Genomic DNA, 15,249 nt, shown 5'->3' with positions numbered 1-15,249 from the left:
ATGGTAGTGCCGAGTCGATTCCGCCCGAGTTCTTTGCCAACGGGAAACTCGTCAGCCGTCGTGGTCAAGTCCGTCCATATGCCGGATTTCCCAATTACTACCGACCTACGCGTCTGGCGACCATACCAACGAGTGAGTTGACCTCCGCTATGCGCATCCTGTGGGCGACGGCGAGATAGAGCAACAGTCCCAGCCCACCACCCACGGCCAGGACAATCAGCGAGTTGACGAAACCCAGACCACCGAACAGCTGAGTGACCACCCAGACCGTGAGCAGCCCCAGCACGGCCGTGGGCAGCGAGGCCAGGTACATCCTGGTCAGCGCCGTGCCGATGGTCCAGCCGCCCAGGCCCTGGACGCGGCGGCTGGCCAGCGTCCAGGCCAGGACCGCGCCCAGCCCGTACGCGACGGCGTACGCCAGCGCCAGCCCCATCACCGCGTAGCGGGCGGGCAGCAGCACGAAGAAGATCACCATGAGCAACGCGTTGACCGCGGTCGTGCCGGCCCCCACGAACACCGGCGTACGGGTGTCGCCGAAGCTGTAGAACACCCGCAGCAGGAGCTGGAACACCGCGAACGGCACCAGCGCCAGGCCGTAGACCTGCAACACGTTCCCGATGTAGACGGCGTCGGCGACGCTGTTGGCGCCGTGGCCGTAGATCGGCACGGTGATCGCCGGGCCGAGCACCATCAGCAGCAGCGAGACCGGCACCATGAGCGAGCAGATGAGCCGCACGCTCGACCCGAACTCGCTGCGCACGTCGTCGAGCCGGCCCTCGCCCACCGCCCGGCTCATCCGGGGCAGCATCGCCGTGATCACCGACACGCCGATGATCCCGTACGGAAGCTGGAAGAGCTGGAAAGCCAGCGTGTACGGGCTGATGCCGTGGCCGGCCACCTCGTTGCCCGCCGAGCTGGCCAGGTTGGTCGTCAGCATGAACCCGAGCTGGGTGACCACCACGTAGCCGATGGTCCAGACCCCGGCCCTGCCCATCTCGCCCAGCCGGGCGTTGCGCACGTCGAAGCGCGGCACGAACGAGAACCCCACCCGCTTCAGCGCGACGATCAGCACCACCGCCTGGGCGACGATGCCCGCCGTGGTGCCGAGACCGAGCAGCGCGAGGTCGCCGGTGGTGACCGCCTCGATGTCGGACCCGCTGCCGACCACGGCGTAGGCCACGAACACGCAGATGACGACCAGGTTGTTGAGCACCGGCGCCCACATGGGAGCGCCGTAGCGGTCGCGGGTGTTCAGGATGGCGCCGGCGACCGCGCCGATGCCGAAGAAGGCGAGCTGCGGCAGGATGAACCGGGCCAGCATGACCCCGGTCTCGAACTTGATGCTGCCGCGGTCCCAGTCGGTGTAGAGGTCGATGAGCAGCGGCGCGCCCAGCACGGCCACCGCGGCCACCACGACCAGCACGGCGGTGGCCAGCGTCAGCAGCCGCTGCTCGTAGGCCCGGCCGCCGTCGGGGTCGTGCTGCTGCGCCCGGACGATCATCGGCACCACGACGCTGCTCAGCACGCCGAGCAGCAGCAGGTCGAGAATGCTGTACGGGATCGCGTAGGCCGCGTTGTAGGAGTCGCCCAGCGCCGCGGTGCCGATGGCGTAGGCCAGCACCATCGTGCGGGCGAATCCGGTGACCCTGGACACCATCGTGCCCGCCGCCATGATGGCGCTGGCCCGCAGCATGCGGCTCATACGGTCTCACTCTCCCGGGATTTGCCCGCTCGCGCGAGCCGTCGCTCGGACCGGCGGCGCAGGATCCGCGTCACGACGGCGGCGAGCATCACCGTCAGCGCGGCGCCCACGATGACCAGGGCGATGCCGGTGTAGCCGGTGGTGCGGATGGTCAGTCGCTCCGGCTTGCCGTAGGGCAGGCCGTCGATCGTGCGCAGTTGCACGGTGACGGTGGCGTCGCCGCTGGTGGTGGCGTTCATCTTCACCTGCAGCGTGCCGCTCTGGTTGCCGCCGATCACCAGCGGCTCCGGCGGCACGGGCTGGATCTGCAGCCGCCCGCGGTCGTTGGACTTGACGTCGATGTGCAGGGTGACCGACTTGTCGAGCGAGTTCTTCACGCTGATGGGCACCACGCCGTTGCTGCCGGCCAGAGTGCGCGGCGCGTCGGTGATCTGGATCTTGTCGATGCGCTCGTCCACGGCCGTGCCGACGAGCTTGGTCACCGCGCGGCCGGCGCGGGTGTTGTTGCGCCAGGCCGACGAGGTGAGCCTGAGCACCGCGGCGTCGAAGGCCGAGGGCGTCCTGGTCCCGGCGACCGAGGCGGTGACGGAGGCGGTGAGCTGCGCCTGCGTGGCGACCTCCCTGACGGGGGCCAGGTACTTGGCGCTCAGCTCCTCCTTGCGGTCCTGCTCGGTGTAGGTGAGCCCGGCCCGCGGCGTGGCCGTCTTGCTCGGCTTGATCGAGTCGAGTTTGGTCAGCGAGAGCCACGGCAGCTTCTCCGCGGTCTTCAGCAGGCTGGTGACCAGCGTCGGGTTGGGGTCCCAGCGGCGCGACGGCGCGACCACCAGCGACCGCGGCTCTACCTGTCCGGCCTCGGCGGCGATCATCGCGGTCTCGGCGATGAAGCGCTGCGTGCTGAGCAGGACCGTCGTGGGCGCGGTCGGCTCGAACAGCCGGCTCAGCTCGGCGTCGGCGACCAGCGCCTTGATCGGCCCGGCGACGCTGTCGAGGGTGGCGACGGCGTCGGGCGTGTGGGCGACGGGCGGCTGCGGCGGCAGGTTGGTGGAGTTGAGCAGGACGGTGGTGACCTTGCCGGGGCTGACCGAGAGCAGGTCGAGCGCGTCGGCGTCGAGCACGCCCGCGGGGGGCCAGTTGATCGAGGTCTGCGCGTTGCGGTTGAGCAGCGCCCGGGCGGTCTGGCCGCCGAGCTCGATCGCCCGGCCGGGCTGCGCGTCGAGCCCCTGGTGGGCCAGGGCCGCCACGTCGGGGTCGCCGTAGGGGGTGGCGATGACGGGGGAGGAGGCCAGCGCCGTGCTCATGGTGGACAGCCAGGTGCCGGCGGTGTCGTTGGCCGGTTTGCCTTCTGTGCCGTTCTTGGTCTTGACGTGGTAGCCCTTGGTCATCGCCTTCAGGTCGTCGAGCAGCGAGGGCTCGACGAACCAGGTGACGCTCTTCGGCGCCGTCTGCGCGATGCGGGCCAGGTCGGCCAGGCGGCCCTTGCCGCTGAGCGACTGGCTCAGCTTGTCGTCGACGAACAACGTCTCGTCGGAGCCCCGGTGGGGCTGGTCGATGACGGGCAGGGCGACGGCCAGCTTGTTGCGCGGCAGCTTCGGCGTGGTGGGCGGGGCATAGGTGAGGAACGTGCGCTGCGCCGAGATCGGCACTTCGTTCTGGGAGACGTCGACGGCGATCCGGTAGACGCCGAACGCGCGGTAGCCCAGCTGGATCGGGGTCGCCGTGAACGTCCAGGTGGCCTGCCCGCCGACGGCCAGGGCCGGGATGTCCATGGCCGAGGTGCGGGAGACGTTTCCGGGCAGCGTGACGTTGTTCTGGTCGCTCTGGTACGCCGCCATCGAGGCGCGGTCGTAGAAACGCTCGCTGGTGTAGCGCAGGCGTACGCGGAGGGGGCCGAGCGCGGTTCCGGTGTCGTTGCGGACCGTGCCGGTGAACTTGATCTCGTCGGTCGGGCTGCGCGTCACCTGTGGCGTGATCGACGTGATGGAGACCGAGAGCGTCTCCCGCGCCGCCTCCACCGTGGCAGCAGAGTTCGGCGCCGCCGCCACCATGGGGGCGAGCGACGCGACGGACATCACGGCGAGCAGCGCGATCTTACGGATCACACGCATGCCAGAGCTGGGGTACGACGGCGCACGCCCGCAATGGTACGGGTTCAGTGCCGCGGCGCGACCGCCTCGCGTGTTCCCCGTGGTCGGGGCGTACGCAGGTCGACGGTCTTGCCGGTGAGGAGATTCAGCAGGTCGAGCGCACGAAGACAGAGCGCGGTGTGCCGTTCGCCGGTGGCGGTGAAGACCGCCATGTCGTCGGCGACGAGCCGGTCGTCGATGAGCACCGGAAGCGACTCCGGCAGCAGCAGCGGGCAGACGAGCCCGTCGGTGTAGTCGGTGGCCGAGTTGACCAGGAAGGCCGGCGCCGGCCGCACCTGGCGGGCGCCCAGCAGGCCGCCGACGACGCCGGGCTGGGGCGGGGTCGCCGCGGTGGCGACGACGGCGACGACGACCTCGCTGCCGATCCTGGTGGCGACGTCGAACACGGTGACCACGACGCACCGCCCGGGCTCCGCGCGGACCGTCTCCGGCAGTTCCTCCGCGCAAGTCATGGGGCGCGGAAGGCGTACGATCTCATGATGGACCTGGTGTGCGAGGAGCCAGCGGTGGATCGCGAGGGCGTCCTTCATGAAGTCCTCCTCCGTCTCGCCCTGTTCCATGGCCCCCGACGGTCCCCAGACCGAAGGTAACCCGGACCTGATGTGGCTCGGGGGATATGTTCCGGAATCGAAGGACCGACAGGGTTTGTCCGACTCAACAATGACCGAAAGCCAGCAGCGGGCGATGCACGACCTGTTCCGCAAGATCGCACCGGTGGCCGACGAGCTCGGCCGCCTGTTCGCCGACCACGGCCACGAGCTGGCCCTCGTCGGCGGCCCCGTGCGCGACATCCTGCTGGGCCGCGTCGGCAACGACCTCGACCTGACCACCGACGCCAACCCCCACAGGGTGCTCGACGTCGTCAGGGACTGGGCCGACTCCGTGTGGACGATCGGCATCGACTTCGGCACCGTCGGCCTGCGCAAGGGCAACTGGCTGATCGAGATCACCACGTACCGGAGCGAGTCCTACGACCCCAAGTCGCGCAAGCCCGAGGTCGCCTACGGCGAGACGCTGGAGGCCGACCTGGAGCGGCGCGACTTCGCGGTCAACGCGATGGCGGTGCGCCTGCCCGGCCACGAGTTCGTCGACCCCTACGGCGGCCTCGACGACCTGCGCGCCAAGCGGCTGCGCACGCCCGGCACCCCCGAGCGCTCGTTCGCCGACGACCCGCTGCGCATGCTCAGGGCCGCCCGGTTCGCCTCCCAGCTCGGCTTCGGCGTCGACCGGGCCGCCCTGGCGGCGATGACCGCGATGGCCGAGCGCATCGAGATCGTCTCGGCCGAGCGCATCCGCGACGAGCTCGACAAGCTGCTCTGCGGCGCCAACCCGCGCGAGGGCCTGCGCCTGCTGGTGGAGACGGGCCTGGCCGCGCACGTGCTGCCCGAGCTGCCCAAGCTGCGCCTGGAGATCGACGAGCACCACCGGCACAAAGACGTCTACGAGCACAGCCTGACCGTCCTCGACCAGGCCATCGCCCAGGAGGAGGACGGCAAGCCCGACCGGATCCTGCGCTGGGCCGCGATCATGCACGACATCGGCAAGCCCAAGACCCGGCGCCACGAGGCCGGCGGGCGGGTGTCGTTCCACCACCACGAGGTCGTCGGCGCGCAGATGACCAAGAAGCGCATGACCGAGCTGCGGTTCCCCAAGGACGTCGTGGCCGACGTCTCCCAGCTGGTCGAGCTCCACCTGCGCTTCCACGGCTACGGCACGGGGGAGTGGACCGACAGCGCCGTGCGCCGCTACGTGCGCGACGCCGGCCACCTGCTCGGCCGGCTGCACAAGCTGACCAGGGCCGACTGCACCACCCGCAACAAGCGCAAGGCGGCGGCGCTGTCGCGCACCTACGACCAGCTCGAAGAGCGCATCGCCCGGCTCGCCGAGGAGGAGGAGCTGGCCAAGATCCGGCCCGAGCTCGACGGCAACGAGATCCAGGCCGTGCTCGGCGTGGGCCCCGGGCCCGTGGTGGGCCGGGCGTACAAGTTCCTGCTCGACCTCAGGCTGGACAAGGGCGTGCTCGGCAAGGAGGCGGCCACCCAGGCGCTGCTCGACTGGGCGCGGTCAAACGGCCTGGGAGCGTGACGACGACGTCGTGACCATCCGGTAGGCCAGCGCCGCAAGGGGGTAGCCCACCGTGATGATCACGACGGCCAGGTACGACTTGCCGTTGGGCGGCAGGATCGCGGCCGAGAGCGCGGCGGCCAGCACGTACATGCCGTTGAAGAGCATGTCGTAGAGCGAGAAGGCACGGCCGAGATAGGCGTCCTCGACGTCGCGCTGGACGGTCGTGTCGGCGCAGATCTTGACGCTCTGCCCGGCCACGCCCAGCACGAAGCCGGCCACCGGCAGCCCCCACGTCTGGAACGGCAGGACCAGCGCGCCCGCCAGCACGCCGGCCGAGGACAGCGCGATGACCACCCAGGGGCCGATGCCGAACCGCTCGGTCGCGTACGGGGTGATGATCACCGCGAGGAAGTAGCCGAAGCCGGAGGCGGCCACCACCAGGCCGATCCCGCGCAGGGCGGCGTCGGGGTCGCCGTCGGTGAAGTAGTAGCGGTAGAGGATGATGCCGAGGGCGGTGGCCATGCCGTACAGGAAGCGGTGGGCGGCCATCGCGCCCATGGTCGCGGCTGCCTCGCGGTGGCGCGCCAGGTGCCGGGCGCCGTCGACCAGGCCCACGACCACGTTGCGCAGGGCCTCGCGGGCGTGGGGCTGGTCGGGGTCGTAGGAGGGGCCGAGCAGCGCGCGGTCCATCGTGCGGGCGACCAGCGCGCTCAGCCCGAACATCACGCCGGACACGGCCAGCAGCAGCCCGATGCCCCGGTCGCCGTCGCCGAGCACCTCGCGCAGCAGGAACCCGACGCCCGCGCCGACGAACGTGACCACGGTGCCGCAGGTCGGCGTCACCGCGTTGGCCGCCATCAGCCGGTCGGACGGCACCACGTGCGGCAGCGAGGCGCCGAGCGCGGCCAGGAAGAACCGGTTGACCCCGAGCACGCCGAGCGCGGCCGCGTAGAAGACGGGATCGGGCGCGTCGGAGGCGACCAGCGCCGCCGCGACCAGCAGCAGCCCACCGCGCACGAACGGCGCTATGACCAGGATCTGCCGCCGCGACCACCGGTCGATGAACACCCCGACGAACGGCCCGAGCACGCTGTACGGCAGGAACAGCACGGCCAGGCCGGCGGCCACCGCCAGGGCCGTCGTCTGCTTCTCGGGGCTGAAGAAGGCGAAGTTCGTGACGCCGAACTGGAAGATCCCGTCGGAGAACTGGGAGACCAGCCGCGTGCCGAACAGCCGTCGGAAGTCACGGCCTTGGAGGACGACGCGGAGATCGGCGACGAATGACACCCCGTCAGCCTAGCCGGGCGCACTGCGGCATAGGATGCGCCGGAGGTGGCCGGGCGGGTTCCGAACGTGCATGGCGATCTCGTACGCTTCAAAGCGTGACCACTGAGGAACACGTTGTGCTGGTCGACCGCGAGGGGCACGCGCTCGGCACCGCGCCCAAGACGTCGGTGCACGGCCGGGAGACCCCGCTCCATCTAGCCTTCTCCAGCTACGTCTTCGACCCCGAGGGCCGCGTGCTGCTCACCAGGCGGGCCAGCCACAAGATCACCTGGCCCGGCGTCTGGACCAACAGCTGCTGCGGCCACCCGCTGCCGGGCGAGCCGCTCGGCCGGGCGGTCATCCGCAGGCTCTCCTACGAGCTGGGCCTGCACGCCGGCGGCGCCGACCTCATGCTGCCCGGCTTCTCCTACCGCGCCGTCATGGGCAACGGCATCGTCGAGCACGAGCTGTGCCCGGTCTACCGCGTCACGGTCGACACCCCGGTGGCGCCCAACCCCGACGAGGTGGGCGAGGTGCGCTGGATGCCGTGGAAGGAGTTCGCCGAGGGCGTGCGCAGCGGCCTGCTGGCGATCTCACCGTGGTGCAGGGAACAGGTGCCGCTGCTCAGCGAGCTGGGCGCCGACCCGATGACCTGGTCTCCCGCCTCCGACGACGAACTGCCCCCCGCCGCGCGCGGCTGAAGCCGCGGCCGCGAGGGGCCCACAGGTCAGCGCTCGACCTCGCCCCTGATGAACTTCTCGACGTACTCGCGGGCCTCGTCGTCGGAGTACTGCTCCGGCGGCGACTTCATGAAGTACGACGACGCCGACAGGATCGGGCCGCCGATGCCCCGGTCAAGAGCGATCTTGGCCGCGCGCACGGCGTCGATGATGATGCCGGCCGAGTTGGGGGAGTCCCAGACCTCCAGCTTGTACTCCAGGTTCAGCGGGGTGTCGCCGAACGAGCGGCCCTCCAGGCGCACGTACGCCCACTTGCGGTCGTCGAGCCACGGCACGTGGTCCGACGGGCCGATGTGCACGTCGGCCTTGCCCATCTCGTGCGGGATCTGCGAGGTGACCGACTGCGTCTTGGAGATCTTCTTCGACTGGAGCCGGCTGCGCTCCAGCATGTTCATGAAGTCCATGTTGCCGCCGAAGTTGAGCTGGTACGTGCGCAGCAGCTCGACACCGCGGTCCTCGAACAGCTTGGCCAGCACGCGGTGCGTGATGGTGGCGCCGACCTGCGACTTGATGTCGTCGCCGACGATCGGCACCCCGGCCTCGGTGAACTTCTCGGCCCACTCGGGGTCGGAGGCGATGAAGACCGGCAGCGCGTTGACGAACGCCACCTTGGCGTCGATGGCGCACTGCGCGTAGAAACGGTCGGCCTCCTCCGATCCCACCGGCAGGTACGACACCAGCACGTCGACCTGGTTGTCGCGGAGCACCTTGACCACGTCGACGGGTTCCTCGTCGGACTCCTCGATGATCTCGCGGTAGAACTCGCCCAGACCGTCGAAGGTGTGGCCGCGCAGCACGGTCACCCCCGTGGGCGGCACATCGGTGATCTTCACGGTGTTGTTCTCGCTGGCGACGATCGCCTCGGACAGGTCGCGGCCGACCTTCTTGGCGTCCACGTCGAAGGCGGCGACGAACTCGACGTCACCTACGTGGTACTCACCGAACTTCACGTGCATCAGGCCCGGCACTCGTGCGGCCGGGTCCGCATCCTTGTAGTAGTGGACGCCCTGGACCAGCGAAGACGCGCAGTTGCCGACGCCGACAATGGCCACGCGAACCGAACCCATCGCACTCGCTCCCTTACTCATCAGTTGACGTGGTATCTCTCTCGGGCCCTTCCGAGGCCCGCCGCTCCGTGGCGATCAGCTCGTTCAGCCAACGCACCTCGCGTTCGACCGACTCGAGCCCATGGCGCTGCAGCTCCAGCGTGTAGCTGTCGAGCCGCTCCCTGGTACGGGCCAGCGCCGTGCGCACGCTGTCGAGGCGCTCCTCCAGGCGGCTGCGGCGGCCTTCGAGGATGCGCAGGCGCACCTCGGCCTCCGTGTGCCTGAAGAAGGCGAAGTGCACACCGAAGCTCTCGTCCTCCCAGGCTGACGGGCCGGCCTGGGTCAGCAGCTCCTGGAGGCGTTCCTTGCCCTCCGCGGTGAGCTTGTAGACGATTTTCGACCGGCCGCCGACGATCGTGGCGGGAGCGGGCTGCTCCTCCACGATGAGGCCCTGGGCCAGTAGTGATCGCAGACAGGGGTACAGCGATCCATAGGAGAACGCACGGAACATGCCCAACAGGGCGTTGAGCCGTTTGCGCAGCTCATAGCCGTGGAGCGGCTGTTCGTGCAGCGACCCGAGCACGGCTAGCTCCAGAACTCTGCCTTGTCCGCTGGCCACTGGAACCGCCCCCTCTCGCGTCGATGTATCGAGTCGATACATCCAGAGGATACGTCGATTCGCTATAAGGCCGCAATCAAAGGATTTGCCAAGCCGTTGGGATGATTCGGTAAAACGCCGTAGTCTGGCGCTCATGTGGTCACAGCGGAGGGTGGTGGACTACGGCCTCGCCAAGCGGGCAGCGGTCCGTTCCCTGGAGGTGGGCCGTGCCTCGCGCGGGGACCTCTGTGACGCACAGCCGTACCTCCTTCGCGCGGCCCGCGTGTTCGGCGAGCCGACCGAACGTCTCTGCCCGGTGTGCGAGAGGGAGAACGTCACCAACGTGACCTATGTCTTCGGCGATTCGCTGGGACGGCATGCCGGTCAGGCAAAGGCCACGTCAGAGCTTGTCGAAATGGCCCATGATTACGATGAGTTCCGGGTGTACGTCGTCGAGGTCTGCCAAGGTTGTTCCTGGAACCACCTGACGGTCTCGTTCGTCCTCGGCAACGGACCGCCAGACCTCGTCGGCCAACCGTGAACACCGAGGGCGGCGAGTCACCTCACGCCCATACGCCGTTTTTATCCGACGACGATGCGAGGACGTGTGAGTAACAGCATGAATGAGGGGACGGCCCGCCCGGGAAGGCGCCGTCGCTCCAACTCATCCCGTTCTGTGCCCCCAGGTTCTCCTCCCCAAACCGGCGATTCCGATTGGGGTGCCTCGCAGCAGCAGCGTCGTCCTGAAGCCGCGTACGAGCAGACGGGCGCGATGTCCGCGCAGCCGTACGGCGACCCCGCCTCCGGGCCGCAGCCCCAGCGCGGGGCGCCCCAGGGGCGCGAGGAGCCGACGCCGCGCGGCCGCTCCCGGGCCCGGCAGGACACGCGTTCGCTGAGCAACCAGGAGACGATGGTCAGCGACGCGCCGCCCAGGCGCTCGCGCCGGGCGAGCGGGCAGGGCGAGCCCCCCGAGCCGCCCGGCCCGCCGGACAGGAAGCGCGGCGGCTGGCGCCGGTTCGTGCCGAGCTGGAAGATCGTCGTGGCCAGCGTGGTCGTGCTGGCGGCCGGCATCTTCGGCATGATCATGGTCGCGTACAACCTCACGCCGGTGCCCGAGGGCACGCAGGCGTCGGCGGTGGCGCAGCAGAGCACGCTCTACTACCGCAACGGCAAGGTCCTCGCCAAGCTCGGCGTGCCCCGGCAGACCGTCACCATCGACAAGATGGCGGAGACGGTCAAGGACGCCACGGTCGCCATCGAGAACAAGACGTTCTACGAGGACTCCGGCGTCTCCCTCTCGGGCATGGCCCGTTCGGTGTGGATGACCGCGACCGGCCAGCAGCTCCAGGGCGCCTCGACCATCACCCAGCAGATGGCCCGCGGCTACTACGACGGCCTCAGCCAGGAGGTCTCCGTCAAGCGCAAGCTCAAGGAGATCTTCGTCGCGGTCAAGCTCAACCAGTCGCTGTCCAAGGAAGAGATCCTCGCCCGCTACCTCAACACCGTGAACTTCGGCCTCGCCTACGGCGTCGAGGCCGCCTCGCAGGCGTACTTCGGCAAGAACGTGCACGCCAAGGACCTGACCCCCGAGCAGGGCGCCTACCTGGCGGCCCGCATCCAGCGCCCGAGCTGGGGCCCCGACGACCCCGGCCTGCGCGACCGGTGGAGCACGACCATCAAGTACATGGCCGAGCAGTGGCCCCAGAAGTACGGCGACCTGCCGGCGAAGGCGAAGTTCCCCAAGGTCTACAAGGGTGAGATCAAGGAGGTGTACGCGGGCCTGCGCGGCTACATGATCACGCAGGTGCTGGAGGAGCTGAAGCAGCGCAAGCTCACCCCCGACATGGTCAGGAGCGGCGGCTACCAGATCACCTCGACCTTCGACGAGAAGCTCATGAAGGCCGCCAAGACGGCCGTCGAGGCCACGACGGCGAACATGTCGAAGGAGTTCCACGCCGGTCTGGCCGCCGTCGACCCGAGGAACGGCCGGGTCCTGGCCTTCTACGGCGGCTCGAACTTCATCACCGACCCGTTCAACGAGCCCTTCGACGCCCAGAAGCAGGCCGCGTCGGCGTTCAAGCCGTACGTGCTGGCGGCCTGGCTGCAGGCCGGTTACTCGCTCAAGAGCTACGTGCCGGGCAACCAGACCGTGCCGAAGGTCATCCCCGGCCAGCAGGACGGCGGCTTCCGCAACAGCCACAACGTCGGCCAGGCCGTCGACGTGGTCAAGGCCACAGCTCAGTCCGTCAACACCGCGTACGTGTCGATGGCGTACAAGCTGCCCAGGAAGCTCGACGAGGTGAAGGAGCTCGTGGAGAACGCCGGGTTCGACAAGGGGCGCATGGACCGGGACGTCAAGGACCACCAGTTCCAGTTCGCCATCGGCAGCGCCCTGGTGACGCCGGTCGAGCAGGCCGCCGGATACTCGATCTTCGCCAACGGTGGCAAGTACACCAAGTACCACGTGGTCCAGGACGTCAAGCTGAACGGCCAGGTCGTCTACCCCGAGCAGCGGACCTCGACCAGGGTCATCGACGCGGAGGTGGCCGCCGACGCGACGACGGCCATGCAGGAGGTGCTGAGGAGCGGCACCGCCGCCGGCCAGGGCCTCGGCAACCGGCCCGCGGCCGGCAAGACCGGCACCAACAACAACGAGAAGGAAGCCTGGTTCGTCGGTTACACGCCGCAGATCTCCGCTGCTGTGGGGTTCTACCGCGAGCAGTGCGTGACCAAGACGGGCAAGACCGTTCAGCCCCGGCACTCGAACTGTCCCGTCGTCCCCAACGAGAAGAAGCCGAGCAAGAAGTACGGCCCGAACAACCCGTACACCACGGCCGTGGAAGCCCCGCTCGGCTTCGAGGGCGCCGGCCCGCCCACCGCGACCTGGCGGCGGTTCATGCTCGCCGCCCACGAGGGCAAGCCGATCGAGCAGTTCCCGCAGAAGGCCGACATCGGCCTGCCGGAGAACATCGTGGAGCGCCCGGTGCCGACGCCGACCCCGACCGCCACGAACCCGTTCGACGACGGCTCGGACAACCCCTTCGACGACGGCAGCGACCAGAACTGCCTGGTCGCGCCGTGCAACGACGACAGCGGTGACGTCACCGACGACTCCCAGGACACCGGCATCCCCGAGGCCGACGACCACGGCATCCTGAGCGGCGGCGGAGGCGGCAAGGTGCCCGACTCCCGGCCGACGGGAACCTCGCAGATGAGCGCCCGACACGAGGAGTGGTGACCACGACCGAGGCACGCGTCCCGCTGGCGGCGCGTGCCGTGCCGTACCTGCCCCTGGGGCTGATCGCCGCCCTGGGGGCCGTCCTCGGCTACGTCGTGCGGCTGCCGTGCCGGACCGGTGGGTGGAACGACCAGGTCCAGACGTACACGAACTTCTGTTACACCGACATCTACCCGCTGTACTTCGACCGGCAGCTCGCGACCCAGAACCCGTACTTCGCCGACGTGCCGTTCGACAAGCAGGTCGAGTACCCCGTGGTGCTCGGCGAGGTGATGCAGGCCATCGCCTGGATCTCGCGGAAGCTGGAGCTCGACCAGGTCGCGCAGGCCGTCCGCTTCTACGACCTCACGGTCCTGCTGCTCGGCGTCTGCCTGGTGGCCGGCGTCCTGCTGATGGCGGCGGTGGCCGGGCCCACCCGCCGGTGGGACGCGTTGTGGTACGCGATCTCGCCCGCCGTGATCCTGGCCGCGTACATCAACTGGGACCTGGTCGCCGGCGCGCTGTCGATGGGCATGCTGCTGGCCTGGGCGCGCAGGCGGCAGGTGCTCGCGGGCGTGCTGCTCGGGCTGGCGATCGCGACCAAGTTCTACCCGCTGATGTTCCTCGGCGCGCTGTTCCTGCTCACGCTGCGGACCGCGCGCTGGCGGCCGTTCCTGGTGACGCTGGGGTCGGCCGCGGGGGCCTGGCTCGTGGTGAACGTGCCCTTCATGGTCTTCGCCTGGGACGGCTGGCGCCGGTTCTACGTCTTCTCCCAGGAACGCGGGATCGACTGGGGCTCTCCGTGGCTGTTCTTCCAGCGCAAGGGCTGGGGGGTCCTGGGCGAGGCCGACGTCAGCACCCTCGGCATGGTGACGCTGGCCGCGCTCTGCCTGGGCATCGCCGTGCTCGCGCTCACCGCGCCGCGCCGGCCCCGGCTGGCGCAGCTCTGCTTCCTCGCCCTGGCCGCTTTCATGATGACGAACAAGGTGTGGTCGCCGCAGTTCGTGTTGTGGCTGGTGCCGTTCGCGGTGCTGGCCAGGCCCAGGTGGAAGCCGCTGGCGTTGTGGCAGCTCGCCGAGGTCTGGTACTTCGCGGCGATCTGGCTCTACCTGCTCGCCCAGCCCCCGCTCAGCAGGGACGACCTGGGCATCGGGGACAACACGTACTTCACCGCCGTCTGGGGACGGGTCATCACCATCGGGATCATGATGGCGTTCGTCGTCCGTGACATCCTGCGTCCGGACCGGGACGTGGTGCGCCAGGACGGCGTCGACGACCAGGCGGGCGGGGTGTTCGACGACGCCCCCGACCGGTTCGTGCTGAAGACACGATGATCACCCGCTCGGCCGCTCGGGACGCGCTGCTGCTGTGGCTCGGATCGCGGGCCGGGCTCCTGCTGTCCACGCTGCTCGGCCTGACCCTGGCCGAGTACGCCGGCAAGTGGCGCCAATGGGACGCCGGCCTGTTCGTCACCATCGCCCAGTACGGGTACGACGGCGAACCGGGCAAACCACCCGACGACGGCCTGCCCGCGTTCTTCCCCGGCCTGCCGGTCGTGCTGCGCGCGGTGCATCTCGTGGTGCCCGACTGGGCGATCTGCGGGCTGCTGATCTCGCTGGTCGCCGGGGCGGTGGCCATGGTCGCCCTGGCCCGGCTGGCCGAGTTCGAGGGCGCGACCGGCTGGATGGCGGTGCTGGCGCTGCTGCTGTTCCCGATGGCCGTGTTCCTGGCGGCGGGCTACAGCGAGTCGCTGTTCCTGGCCTTCGCGATCCCCGCGTGGCTGGCCGCCCGGCTCGGACGCTGGCCGCAGGCCGTCCTGCTGGCGGCGGGGGCGTCGTGCGTGCGGATCACCGGCCTGTTCCTGGCGGTCGCGCTGGCGGCGGAATTCGTCAGGAGCAGGGAGTCGTGGCGGCGGGCCGGCTGGCTGGCGGTGCCGTTCCTTCCGCTGGCGGCGTACTCCTTCTACCACTACCGGCGCTCGGGCGACTGGCTGGCGTGGAAGCACGCGCAGGAGGCCGGCTGGGGACGCGACTTCGTCTGGCCCTGGCAGGCGTGGCGCACGACGTGGAACTCGGCCATGGGCGCCGACGACTTCGCGGTGGCCTTCCGCATGGAGATCGCCGGGGCCGTGCTGGCGGTGGGCGTGCTGGTGTGGCTGCTGGCGCTGCGCAGGTGGAGCGAGGCCGTCTACTGCGGGTTGCAGGCGGCGGCGCTGATGACCTCGGCCTACTACCTGTCGATCCCGCGCTCGCTGCTGCTGTGGTTCCCGCTGTGGGTCCTGGTCGCCAAGGTCGCGACCAGGAAGCCCTGGGTGATCGTGCTGTACGCGGTGATCTGCGGGCCGCTCATGTACCTGAACGCGGCCCGCTTCCTCACGGGCGCCTGGGCGGGCTGAAGTCTCTACCCGTTTCTTCGCCTCGGTAATCCAGGGAAGTTATCCACAGGCTGTGTGTTTTCGGCCGGGAGCCG

The 15,249-nt window shown here is 69.5% G+C and carries 12 protein-coding genes; 6 read left to right on the top strand and 6 right to left on the bottom strand.

Going from position 1 to position 15,249, the window contains the following annotated elements:
• Positions 1-97: 97 nt before the first annotated feature.
• Genes murJ through ACFYUV_RS25505 form a run of 3 tightly spaced genes read right to left on the bottom strand, consistent with a single transcriptional unit; the run spans position 98 to position 4,376 of the window.
• Positions 98-1,702 (bottom strand): murein biosynthesis integral membrane protein MurJ, encoded by a 1,605-nt coding sequence (gene murJ / locus ACFYUV_RS25515; RefSeq protein ID WP_387671780.1) that lies wholly within the window; start codon positions 1,700-1,702, stop codon positions 98-100.
• Positions 1,699-3,807, bottom strand: coding sequence for a DUF6049 family protein (locus tag ACFYUV_RS25510; RefSeq protein ID WP_387671779.1), 2,109 nt, complete (start codon positions 3,805-3,807; stop codon positions 1,699-1,701). The genes murJ and ACFYUV_RS25510 overlap by 4 nt, the downstream gene beginning before the upstream one ends.
• 44 nt (positions 3,808-3,851) lie before the next feature.
• The gene (locus tag ACFYUV_RS25505) at positions 3,852-4,376 is read right to left on the bottom strand and encodes a YbaK/EbsC family protein (RefSeq protein ID WP_387671777.1); all 525 of its coding nucleotides are present in this window, start codon (positions 4,374-4,376) and stop codon (positions 3,852-3,854) included.
• Between the two features lie 130 nt (positions 4,377-4,506).
• Between ACFYUV_RS25505 and ACFYUV_RS25500 the strand changes: the two genes are divergently transcribed.
• On the top strand, positions 4,507-5,931 hold the full coding sequence (locus ACFYUV_RS25500) for a CCA tRNA nucleotidyltransferase (protein ID WP_387671775.1): 1,425 nt from the start codon (positions 4,507-4,509) through the stop codon (positions 5,929-5,931).
• Here the strand turns inward: ACFYUV_RS25500 and ACFYUV_RS25495 are convergent.
• A complete protein-coding gene (locus ACFYUV_RS25495; protein ID WP_387671773.1) occupies positions 5,911-7,200 on the bottom strand; it encodes an MFS transporter in 1,290 nt (429 codons plus the stop codon). The two genes, ACFYUV_RS25500 and ACFYUV_RS25495, sit on opposite strands and share 21 nt — an antisense overlap.
• A 95-nt stretch (positions 7,201-7,295) precedes the next feature.
• Between ACFYUV_RS25495 and idi the strand changes: the two genes are divergently transcribed.
• Positions 7,296-7,880, top strand: a complete 585-nt coding sequence (gene idi, locus ACFYUV_RS25490) for an isopentenyl-diphosphate Delta-isomerase (protein WP_387671771.1) — start codon at positions 7,296-7,298, stop codon at positions 7,878-7,880.
• Between the two features lie 26 nt (positions 7,881-7,906).
• Here the strand turns inward: idi and ACFYUV_RS25485 are convergent, their stop codons facing one another.
• Complete coding sequence (locus ACFYUV_RS25485; protein WP_352362269.1) at positions 7,907-8,986, bottom strand: inositol-3-phosphate synthase; 1,080 nt, start codon at positions 8,984-8,986, stop codon at positions 7,907-7,909.
• Positions 8,987-8,999: 13 nt separating this feature from the next.
• Positions 9,000-9,584, bottom strand: coding sequence for a PadR family transcriptional regulator (locus ACFYUV_RS25480; protein ID WP_352322949.1), 585 nt, complete (start codon positions 9,582-9,584; stop codon positions 9,000-9,002).
• A gap of 133 nt (positions 9,585-9,717) precedes the next feature.
• Between ACFYUV_RS25480 and ACFYUV_RS25475 the strand changes: the two genes are divergently transcribed.
• The 4 genes from ACFYUV_RS25475 (at position 9,718) to ACFYUV_RS25460 (ending at position 15,175) form a co-directional block, all read left to right on the top strand.
• A complete protein-coding gene (locus tag ACFYUV_RS25475; RefSeq protein ID WP_352322948.1) occupies positions 9,718-10,104 on the top strand; it encodes a DUF5318 family protein in 387 nt (128 codons plus the stop codon).
• Positions 10,105-10,335: 231 nt separating this feature from the next.
• The gene (locus ACFYUV_RS25470; protein ID WP_387671769.1) at positions 10,336-12,801 is read left to right on the top strand and encodes a transglycosylase domain-containing protein; all 2,466 of its coding nucleotides are present in this window, start codon (positions 10,336-10,338) and stop codon (positions 12,799-12,801) included.
• Positions 12,798-14,114 carry a glycosyltransferase family 87 protein gene (locus ACFYUV_RS25465; RefSeq protein ID WP_387671768.1) on the top strand — a complete coding sequence of 439 codons (1,317 nt, stop codon included), beginning with the start codon at positions 12,798-12,800 and terminating at the stop codon, positions 14,112-14,114. Before ACFYUV_RS25470 ends, ACFYUV_RS25465 begins: the two co-directional genes overlap by 4 nt.
• Complete coding sequence (locus ACFYUV_RS25460; RefSeq protein WP_387671766.1) at positions 14,111-15,175, top strand: mannosyltransferase family protein; 1,065 nt, start codon at positions 14,111-14,113, stop codon at positions 15,173-15,175. Before ACFYUV_RS25465 ends, ACFYUV_RS25460 begins: the two co-directional genes overlap by 4 nt.
• The last annotated feature ends 74 nt before the right edge of the window (positions 15,176-15,249 follow it).

It is taken from the genome of Nonomuraea sp. NPDC003560, assembly GCF_042878785.1.
Taxonomy (GTDB): domain Bacteria; phylum Actinomycetota; class Actinomycetes; order Streptosporangiales; family Streptosporangiaceae; genus Nonomuraea.
The sequence above is the reverse complement of the archived record's forward strand: the minus strand, read 5'-3'. Positions and strand labels throughout refer to the sequence as shown.